Source organism: Collinsella sp. 4_8_47FAA (assembly GCF_000763055.1).
Classification (GTDB): Bacteria; Actinomycetota; Coriobacteriia; order Coriobacteriales; family Coriobacteriaceae; genus Collinsella.
This window is the reverse complement of the sequence record NZ_KN214146.1, coordinates 1-2,120: the sequence shown is the minus strand read 5'-3', so window position 1 is coordinate 2,120 and position 2,120 is coordinate 1. Positions and strand designations below refer to the sequence as shown.

The 2,120-nt window shown below is 68.2% G+C and carries 1 protein-coding gene and 1 pseudogene; both read right to left on the bottom strand.

Annotation, left to right across the window (positions count from 1 at the left end; translation table 11 throughout):
- Positions 1 to 373: 373 nt before the first annotated feature.
- Positions 374 to 1,147, bottom strand: coding sequence for a transposase (locus tag HMPREF9463_RS11625; RefSeq protein WP_084591888.1), 774 nt, complete (start codon positions 1,145 to 1,147; stop codon positions 374 to 376).
- A pseudogene (locus HMPREF9463_RS11620) lies at positions 1,051 to 1,467 on the bottom strand (transposase); the annotation flags it as partial. The gene HMPREF9463_RS11625 and the pseudogene HMPREF9463_RS11620, both read right to left, overlap by 97 nt.
- Positions 1,468 to 2,120: the final 653 nt, after the last annotated feature.

Here is a 2,120-nt window from a genome sequence, read left to right as displayed (position 1 = left end):
AGAGCGGCAATCTGCCTTTCAACTTCGGCGGCATGACCAGAAGGTCAATGCCGCCTCGTTTCAAGGCACCTTGCTCGCTCTGGCGGGATTTCGCTCATATGACCCAATCCGCTGTCAAGAGCCACAATGGCCCCGCCGACCGCTTGCAATCGGTCGGCGGGGCCTGCCGTTAACCCGTCCCGGTCCGCCCCCGGCATGTCATCGACGCCTTCGGCTCAGTCTCATATCCGCGGATACCGTTCTGCCGGCCCGCACTCCATTCCTTCGGCGGGGTTCCCCAAGTCTGTCGAGGCGCATGCGGAGGGCTCCGCGCGCACAGCGAAATAGGGGGTGTCCCCGAAGGCCGCCCGGCTCGCCGGGACGGGGGCTATGTCTATTCCGCGCCCTCCCGGCACATCATGCCGAGGGCCCAGAGCCACCTCACGAGCTCGGCCGCGGTGGCCGCGTTGGCCTTCGCCGCGGGCATGCCGCGGGCGAGCATCTCCTCGCGCCGCCGCAGGAGCCGCTCGGACCCCTTCCTCCCGTGCATCCTTATCTCGAGGGGCACGCCCGTGTCCCTCGGCATGAGCTTCGGCTGGTGCCGTGCCGCGGCGTAGCACCATGAGCCCTCAACGGCCAGCTTCCTCACGAGCGCGCTGCCCGCGCCGCTGATGCCTCCGAGCCGCACGGAGTCCGCGCTCGACCTCTGACTCGGCGCGAGGCCGAAATAGGCCGTGACCTGCCTTCCGGACGGAACCTCGTGAAGTCGCCGACCTCGGCCGAGAAGGCCGCGGCCAGCGCGAAGGCGCAGCCCTTGATCGACTGGAGGGCGGCCACCTCCGCGGCGATCGGGCTGGCATCCGCGGCGGCCCTGTACTCGGAGAGCAGGTCCGCCCGGGCCTCCGCCGCGGCCTCGGCCTCGTTCCTCAGGGCGGCGAGCGTCCGAACCCCGCCATCGTCCTCCGGCCTGACCTTGTCGAGCCACCTCAGGAAGTCGTAGGTCCAGTACTTCCTCGGGTTGCCGGCGGGCGTGGTGCCGCCGTAGACGAACCCCCGCTTTGCGAGGAAGGCGAGCAGCCGCTGCTTGGCGGTCGCCAGGCGCGCGGTCGCCCCGTCGTAGGCGCCGGCGAGGTCCCTGATGCCTTCGACCTCGGGGGAGGGGACCCATACGGGGGAGATGTCGTGGGCGAGTATCGCCTTGGCCATCCTGGCGGCGTCGTTCCTGTCGTTCTTGGAGGCCGAGTCGGCGGCCGACCTGGGGATCTTCGAGACCGCGGCGACGACGCACTCGACGCCGAGCCCGGCGAGCTCCCTTTGCGGGGCGAAGCCGAGGTAGCCGCTCTCGTAGGCCGCGAGCGACGGCCCGGGGAGCCCATCCATCCACCCGGCGATCTCGCCCCAGGGGTTGCCGGGGAACCTCCTCGTCACGGCCTCGCCGGTGTCCGCGTCGAGGGCGCAGACGGTGGTCGACCTCAGGTGGACGTCCATCCCGAACGCGGTAGAATACTTTGGCATGGGAGCCTCCCAACCTCGTTGCGGCGCGGCTGCGCCTATGGCACTTCAACATCATTGTCGCAGCCCCGACCCGCGGTCACGAGCGGGGGCTCCTGTCTTTTTAGTGCCCTCGGATTGGGTCATAGTGTCTGTCGGTGCCAAAACATCGGCGTAACACTTGGCACATGGGTAGTTGGCACTTGGGGACGTTCCTTTTAATATGAGCAGGACATTGTCAAGAGGCAAAATCGGGCCTGGCCCCAACGATATGGGGTCAGGCCCTCTCCCTATATCAGCCCGTCCGCGGCGACCTCGGCGTGTCTTACCGACGCTCGTCTTTGCAGTTTAATATCCGCCCGCGGCGATCTCTCGCTGGGCAATCCGTTGCTACGGCTGAGGCTTCTACGTCGAACCGACAGTCTGTGCACGCGTGTGGCGCCCTGGGCGCTCGCAGAAAAGGGACCTGAGGTTCGCCTCAACGGCTTCGGATCGAACCGCTTCCGGGGTGACTGGCTTATGTGCGGGGGACCGCCCCCTACGCCTCCTCGGCCATGAGGCCGACCGCCCACACCCAGCAGGCGAGCTCGCGCGCCGTGGCCACGTTCGCCTTGTTGCCGTGGACCCCGCGCGCGAGCAGCGCCTCCCGC

Coding starts and splice junctions, on each gene's coding strand:
- HMPREF9463_RS11625 (WP_084591888.1), bottom strand. CDS start 1,147: ATGGGTCCCCTCCCCCGAGGTCGAAGGCATCAGGGACCTCGCCGGCGC.